The sequence below is a fragment of the Streptomyces sp. MnatMP-M17 genome, assembly GCF_900091995.1.
Taxonomy (GTDB): Bacteria; Actinomycetota; Actinomycetes; order Streptomycetales; family Streptomycetaceae; genus Streptomyces.
In genome coordinates this window covers 1-7,071 of the sequence record NZ_FMDK01000944.1, presented here as the reverse complement: position 1 = coordinate 7,071, position 7,071 = coordinate 1, and the positions used below count along the sequence as shown (strand labels likewise).

At 70.1% G+C, this 7,071-nt stretch carries 7 protein-coding genes and 1 pseudogene; 6 read left to right on the top strand and 2 right to left on the bottom strand.

What is annotated here, in order from left to right:
• The first annotated feature begins 146 nt into the window (after nt 1–146).
• Nucleotides 147–719: a cob(I)yrinic acid a,c-diamide adenosyltransferase gene (locus tag GA0115259_RS33905; protein WP_093604021.1), complete on the top strand. Its 573-nt coding sequence runs from the start codon at nt 147–149 to the stop codon at nt 717–719.
• Between the two features lie 412 nt (nt 720–1,131).
• Nucleotides 1,132–1,335 carry a Scr1 family TA system antitoxin-like transcriptional regulator gene (locus GA0115259_RS33900; protein WP_161230541.1) on the top strand — a complete coding sequence of 68 codons (204 nt, stop codon included), beginning with the start codon at nt 1,132–1,134 and terminating at the stop codon, nt 1,333–1,335.
• A gap of 32 nt (nt 1,336–1,367) precedes the next feature.
• Here the strand turns inward: GA0115259_RS33900 and GA0115259_RS39375 are convergent.
• Nucleotides 1,368–1,496 (bottom strand): annotated as a pseudogene (locus GA0115259_RS39375) (glycerol-3-phosphate dehydrogenase); the annotation flags it as partial.
• Nucleotides 1,497–1,511: 15 nt separating this feature from the next.
• On the opposite strand from GA0115259_RS39375, the gene GA0115259_RS33895 reads away from it, so the two are divergent.
• A complete protein-coding gene (locus tag GA0115259_RS33895) occupies nt 1,512–1,913 on the top strand; it encodes a hypothetical protein (protein WP_176732749.1) in 402 nt (133 codons plus the stop codon).
• A 159-nt stretch (nt 1,914–2,072) separates the two neighbouring features.
• Here GA0115259_RS33895 and GA0115259_RS33890 read toward each other — a convergent pair whose 3' ends face one another.
• Nucleotides 2,073–2,786, bottom strand: coding sequence for a TetR/AcrR family transcriptional regulator (locus tag GA0115259_RS33890; protein ID WP_093604017.1), 714 nt, complete (start codon nt 2,784–2,786; stop codon nt 2,073–2,075).
• A 128-nt stretch (nt 2,787–2,914) separates the two neighbouring features.
• Here GA0115259_RS33890 and GA0115259_RS33885 point away from each other — a divergent pair, with 128 nt between their 5' ends.
• The 3 genes from GA0115259_RS33885 to GA0115259_RS33875 all read left to right on the top strand — a co-directional run.
• Entirely contained in the window at nt 2,915–3,589 is a 675-nt protein-coding gene (locus GA0115259_RS33885) for an SDR family NAD(P)-dependent oxidoreductase (RefSeq protein WP_093604015.1), read from the top strand.
• Nucleotides 3,590–3,815: 226 nt separating this feature from the next.
• Nucleotides 3,816–4,583 carry an SDR family NAD(P)-dependent oxidoreductase gene (locus GA0115259_RS33880; protein ID WP_093604013.1) on the top strand — a complete coding sequence of 256 codons (768 nt, stop codon included), beginning with the start codon at nt 3,816–3,818 and terminating at the stop codon, nt 4,581–4,583.
• Nucleotides 4,584–4,953: 370 nt separating this feature from the next.
• A partial coding sequence (locus GA0115259_RS33875) for a SpoIIE family protein phosphatase (protein ID WP_256098263.1) occupies nt 4,954–7,071 on the top strand: 2,118 nt, incomplete at its 3' end.

The window sequence follows — 7,071 nt, the reverse complement described above, 5'->3', positions numbered from 1 at the left end:
GTTCGCGCACCGAGGCCGGCGCCCCCTACAGGCGCCGGCCTCGGTGCTACCCCGCAGCCGCCCCGTACTCCACAGCCGCCCCGGACGGTCCGGACCGTCCGGACAGGATCCGGTGCCCCTTCCGGGAGGGGCACTAGGCTGGCCGTATGGTCAATCTGACGCGGATCTACACCCGCACCGGCGACAAGGGCACGACCGCGCTCGGCGACATGAGCCGTACCGCCAAGACCGATGTGCGGATCGCCGCGTACGCCGACGCCAACGAGGCCAATGCCGTCATCGGCACGGCGATCGCGCTCGGCGGGCTTCCCGAGGAGCTGGTGAAGGTCCTCGTCCGGGTGCAGAACGACCTCTTCGACGTGGGCGCGGATCTGTCGACGCCGGTGGTGGAGAAGCCCGAGTTCCCGCCGCTGCGGGTCGAGCAGTCGTACATCGACAAGCTGGAGGCGGACTGCGACCGTTTCCTGGAGCAGCTCGACAAGTTGCGCAGTTTCATCCTGCCCGGCGGCACACCGGGCGCGGCCCTGCTGCACCAGGCCTGCACGGTCGTACGCCGCGCCGAACGGTCCACCTGGGCGGCGCTGGAGGTGCACGGCGAGACCATGAACGCCCTGACGGCGACCTATCTGAACCGTCTCTCCGACCTTCTCTTCATCCTTGCCCGCGTGGCGAACAAGGAGGTCGGGGACGTGCTCTGGGTCCCGGGCGGCGACCGCTGAGCCGGTCGGCGGTCACCGTTTCTGGGCAGCAGCGGCGGCAGGCTCCGCTTCGAGATCCACGAACGTACAAGTCGCGCAGCTCCATCGCGAGCTGCGAGGCGACCACCCAGCGGATCCCGCAATCGCCGTAGGCCTTGACGATGTCCTCGACCGCCCCGTCGAAGGGGTTCGCCGGGTGGTACCGCGCGCCGTACACCTGTGCGGCACGCCCCGCGCCTGCCCGGTGATGCGGCTCATCGGCGCGCCCCCGGGGCCGTGGCGGCGGTAGCGATGGCCACGCCATGCGTGTGCGTGTGCTCTGAGGGTCATGATGGGGCCTCCATGGATAGTCGTACTGACGGATCGTCAGCGCGCCATCAGCGCTGCTCAACTACCCTGTCGGGTGCGGCCATTCACCCATATGCAGCCCGCCATGCAGGGGTTCGTCGGTATCGAGGCGGAGGCGCAGGAGATCCGGATCTACCACCCGGCAGTGGTCCATGGCCTGCTCCAGACCGAGGACTACTCCAAGGCGATCTTCGACTCCAAGAACGCGGCCGGCGCCACCCTCCTGGTCCCCACCACCGTATGGACCGACTTCGTCGGCATGCTCCGCTCCGGCGCGGCCACCGGCTGAATCACCGGAAGAGGCGGCCAACGCGCGTCCGCTCAGCGAAGTTCGGGCTTTGCCGAGCGCGACATGAGTTCCTTGATGGCCTCCTGCGGCGATTTCCCTCCGTGGACGATGCCGACAACGGTCTCGGCGATCGGCATATCGACACTGTGGCGCCGTGCCAGTCGGTGCTCTGCGGCATGATGACCGGCGTGGACACCGAGAGACTGATAGATGTCTGGCAGCGGCTTCTCGCCGACCCTCGCAAGTCGTGGGTGCTGTTCGAGCATGGCACTTGTGTCGTGCTGACCGCCCCGGAAGGGGAGCTTGCAGAACAGGCCACCGACCTCCTGCAAAAGTTCGGCCCGGCGCGCGCAGGATCTTCGGCAGGAGACTTTGGGGTGATCGATCCCAAGGACGTCGAGGGATGGGTCGTCACCGGGCATCACAACGACGTTCTTACCTATGTCGACCCCGATGAGCCTGAGGATCAGTCGCAGATCGCTGTCGGACTGCTCGGACGTTCCAAGCGGCACCGGGACGGCACCGAACTTCACATCGTCCACGTTGAGGACAAACGAGGCTCGGCGGAGCCCGCGTAAGTACCGCGCTTCATCGCCGGTGGTCGCCGGGGGCGTATCGGCTCCATGAGTAGGCCGAGGATGTGCCCGGTGCCGCGCACCAGGCGGAACAGCGGAACATCTCGGAGATGTGCACGGTGTCGCCCGGCTGGCGGTCGCCCTGTCCCACCGGTCGCCGGTTCAGCGTCGCTTTCCGGTCTCGGGGGCGGTGACGCCCTGGCTGGCGCGGCGCATGGCCTCGTACAGCGCGGCGTCTTCCGGCGGGTCCGGCAGCCGTCCGCGGGCCGGGGCCTGGAAGGACTGGATCATCCATGCCACCAGGCGGCGCCAGGCGTCCGGGGCGGCGTCGCCGGTGGCGCCGAGGACTCCGGCGTTGGCCATCAGCAGCAGCACGAGATCCCGGCTGGTGAAGTCCTCGCGCAGTTGCCCGCTGCGCTTGGCGCGGCCGATGAGTTCGAGGAAGCCCTCGTACGCCCGGGCGTGGTGCTGCTCCAGTTCCGGGACGCCGGGGAAGCTCATGGTCAGGACGTCGGCGAAGCCGCGGTCGGCGGCCTGCATGGCGCAGACGTCCTGGATGTAGCCGGTGAAGCCGTTCCACGGGTCGGGGTCGGCCAGGGCGTCGGTGGTGGCCTGTGCGTACGCCTTCATGCGGTCGGCGAAGACCGCGGCGACGAGATCTTCCTTGCGGGGGAAGTGGCGGAAGAGGGTGGCGATCCCCACCCCGGCCTCCCGTGCGACCGAGGACATCGACGCGTTCAGCCCGTCGCGCCCGAAGACCGTGCGCGCGGCGGCGATGATCCGCCCCCGGTTGCGCTCAGCGTCGCTGCGCTTGGACTGACCTGCGGAATCGGCCGGGCCGGCGTCGGCATCGGTGTGGGGATCTCGCGGGCTCATACCGATCAGACTAGCAAACCGGAATGCCTTATCCAGTTCCCGTGTTACGGTGGACAGCAAAACGGATAGGGCTTTCCGGAAAAAAACGGATAGCCCTTTCCACCTCTGCTTCCACGAAAGGCTTTCTCATGCCCGCCATCGCCATCGTCGGCGCCGGCCCCCAGCTCGGCCTCGCCATTGCCCGCACCTACGGCACTCACGGCTACGACGTCGCACTGATCGCCCGCAACCGGGCCAAGCTCGAAGATCTGGCCGGTGAGATGGCCGCCGAGGACATCAGCGCCGCCGCGTTCCCCGCCGACATCCTCGACCGCACCGCGCTCACCCAGGCACTCAAGGACGCGGCCGCACACTTCGGCGGCATCGACGTCCTGGAGTACTCCCCGGTCGGCGGCCTCCAGACCGTCATGACCACCCCGGCCGCGACCGAACCGGCCGACGTGCAGCACGAGATGGACTTCCAGCTCTACGGAGCCATCGCCGCCACCCGCGCGGTGCTGCCCGCCATGCGTGAGGCCGGCGCGGGCACCCTGCTGTTCACCACCGGCGCCGGCTCCGTCGACCCCGTGCCGCAGATCGCCAACGTCAACGCCGCCGCCGCAGCGCTGCGCAACTGGGTGATCAACCTGCACAAGGAGCTGGACGGCACCGGTGTCCAGGCCGCGCACGTCGCCATCAACGTGTCGATCGGCACGCCGGCGGTCCCCGGATTCCCGACCGCCCAGCCCGAGGAGATCTCCCCGGTCTACTGGGACCTGCACACCACCAAGCGCGACCAGGCCGAACTCGTCTTCAGTCTCTGACGCCCATCAGCCACCCGGCCTCCTGGCCTCCCGGTATCCACGCCGCGCACGTCGCCACTCACACCTGGCTCGGGGAGGGCGGCCCCGAAAGCATTCCCTCGGGGCCGCCCCCGAGCAGGTCGCGCACCCGTACTGGGACCCGTACGAGCACCGCGGCCAGGCCGAAGCCGTCTTCAACAGCTGCCCCGCCAAGCCCCCGGTTCCCGAACACAGCAAGGACTCCAGCATGACCAGCACGCTCAATGGCAAGACCGCTCTCGTCACCGGATCCAGCCGCGGCATCGGCCGGGCCACCGCCAGTGGCCTCGCCCGCGAGGGGGCCCTGGTCGCCGTGCACTACGGGCGCGACAAGCAGGCCGCCCAGGAGACCGTCGGCCTCATCGAGAAGGACGGCGGACGGGCCTTTGCCGTCGGCGCGGAACTGGGCGCGCCCGGCGCCGTCGATCAGCTGTTTGACCAGCTGGAGGCCCAACTGCGCGAATACACCGGCGAGACCGTCCTGGACATCCTGGTGAACAACGCCGCTGCGACGACGCCCGGCGATGCACCGGAAGAGGTGTCCGCGGGGCAGATCGACGAGATCTTCGCGGTCAACGCCAAGGCGCCCTTCCTCCTCGTCCAGCGAGCCCTCGGGCTGATCCCGGACGGCGGACGCGTCGTCAACATCTCCTCCGCGGTCACGCGCGTGGCCATGCCGCCGCAGGTCGTCTACGCGATGTCCAAGGGCGCGCTCGACCAGCTCACGCTGCACTTCGCACGGCACCTCGCCCCTCGGCGGATCACGGTCAACAGCGTGCTCCCCGGTGCCACGGACAACGGCAGCGCGGCCTTCCAGATGCCCGAGGTGCGCGAGCCGATGACGCAGCTGTCGGCGTTCAAGCGCCTGGGCGAGCCGGAGGACGTCGCCGACGTGGTGGTCTTCCTCGCCACCGACCGGGCGCGGTGGATCACCGGAGCCTCCCTCGACGCCACCGGCGGCAGCCTCCTTGGCTAAGGGTTGTCCCGTTCCCCTCGCGCTGAACGAAGGCCATCAGCCCACCGCCCCGGTCCGGCTTCCTCGGGCACGACCATGTCGGCTCCGCCGTGACCGGCACCGCCATCGTCCGTCACCGGAGTGGCCCGTACGGGCAGTCCTAGGGTGTCGATAGCCCATTTGGGGGCTATCGTCCACATATGCACGACGTCCGATGCGTCCACGGCACCCGGGCCGCCGCCGGACAGCGGCCCCGCCGACGATCGCGTCCGGCTGTCTCCGCGACGCTCGGGGTGGCATAGGCGTGGGAGAGCCGGGAGGGTACGGAGCGTGCGGGGACGACCGGGCGTACGGGGACGGCCGCACCGCGGCACAGCAGGTGGACGCACAGGTGGATCACCTCCTGACGGAGCTGGTGCGGGACACCGGTGCGCACATCGGGGCCGTATATCTGCTGGTGCGCGAGGACGAGGTGCTGCGCATGGTCGCGGTGACCGGTGTGTCCCGGCACGTGGCCGACCCGTGGTCCCGGGTGGCGCTGGCCGCGCCGGTGCCGGTGGCCGAGGCGGTGCGCGAGGGGCGGCGGGTGTGGGTGGCGAGCCATACGGAGCTGGCCCAGCGCTTTCCCCGTACCGCGCTCGCGTTGCCGTACCACGTCGCCCTGAGCGTCGTACCCCTGACGTCCGGCACCACCCGCTGGGGCGCCATGCTCCAGATATGGCCCGGTACGCACGCTCCCGAGCTGTCCCGCCGGGAGGCGCGGGCGATCAACGACGCCCGCCACCGGATCAGCCGTCTGCTGCGGCGGGCCGCGGACGACGGGCATCCGGTGCGGCCCACGGAGCTGCGTACGGTGAGCCCGCCGCCCATCCGGAACGAACAGCCCGGGGCAGAACTGACGGAACGCTTTCCCGAAGGCACCTGCGCCCTGGACCTCGAAGGCCGTATCACGTTCCTCAACAGCAAGGCCGCCGCCTTGCTGGGCCGCGGACGCCACGACCTGCTGGGGGCCAGGCCCTGGGAAGCCCTGCCCTGGCTGAACGACCCGGTGTACGAGAATTCCTATCTGGCGGCGCTGTTCAGCCGGCTCCCCACGCCGTTCGTCGCGCTGCGGCCCCCCGACCACTGGCTGGCCTTCACCCTCTACCCCGACACCACCGGCATCAGCGTCCGCATCACGCCCACCGAACCACCCGGTCAGGACGGTCAGGACCGCGAGCCGTTCCTGACCCCGCCGGTGACGGCGCAGGCCCGTCCTGGCGCGCTCTTCCATCTGCTGCACCTGTCCACGGCCCTCACCGAGGCTGTCGGGGTCAAGGACGTGGCCGAGGCGGTCACCAATCAGATCATGCCCGTCATCAACGTCCAGGGCCTGGCGCTGCTCACCGCCGACGAGGGAAGGATCCAGGTCGTCGCCTCCCGCGGCTTCCCGCCGGGAGTCGCGAAGAGCTTCGACGGTCTGCCCCTGACCGCCGAGAGCGCGAGCCTGCGGGCCATCGCGACCGGCGCTCCCGCGTTCTACGCGAACAACGAGGAGCTCCGGCGTACCTATCCAGGCATCGACCTGTACCGGGAAATGGCCGCTTTCGCCTATCTGCCGCTGTTCGCGTCCGGCCGTACGATCGGCTGCTGCGTCCTGGGCTACGACCAGCCCCACCCCTTCTCGCCACAGGAGCGCGCCGGTCTCACCTCGCTGGGCGGGGTGATGGCGCAGGCGCTGGAGCGGGCCCGGCTCTTCGACACCGAGAACCAGGTCGCACGCGGTCTCCAGGCCGCCCTGCTGCCGCACGACCTGCCGCGGGTCCCCGGCCTCGAAGTCGCCGCCCGCTATCTTCCGGCGACCCGCGGCATGGACATCGGGGGCGACTTCTACGACCTGATCCGGCTGGACGACACCTCGGCCGCCGCCGTCATCGGTGATGTGCAGGGCCACAATGTGAATGCCGCCGCTCTCATGGGGCAGGTCCGTACGGCCGTCCACACCCACGCCAGTGCGGGCGCGCCCCCGGACGAGGTGCTCGCGCGCACCAACCGCCTGCTGATCGACCTGAGTTCCAGCCTGTTCACCAGCTGCCTGTACGCCCATCTCGACCTGCGCCACCACCGGGCCCGGATCGCGACCGCCGGCCACCTGCCGCCCGTACTGCGCCATCCCGACGGGCGTACGGAGATCCTGGACGTGCCGAACGGGCTTCTCCTCGGCATCGAGCCGGAGGCCGGGTACCGGACCGCCGATGTCCCGCTGCCCGCCGGCGCCGTACTCGCCCTCTACACCGACGGCCTCGTCGAAGTACCCGGTACGGATCTGGACGCGGCCATCGGCGAACTCGCCGACCGGCTGGCGGAAGCGGACCCGCAGCCGCTGGACGCGCTCGCGAGGACGCTGGTCCGGTGTGCGGGGCAGACCCGGCAGTCCTCCCGGGGCGGCGACGACATCGCGTTGCTGCTGCTGAAGGTCGCCCGCCTCGACCGCTTACGTGGGCGGGCTCGCCCGATCGGCCCGCTCACG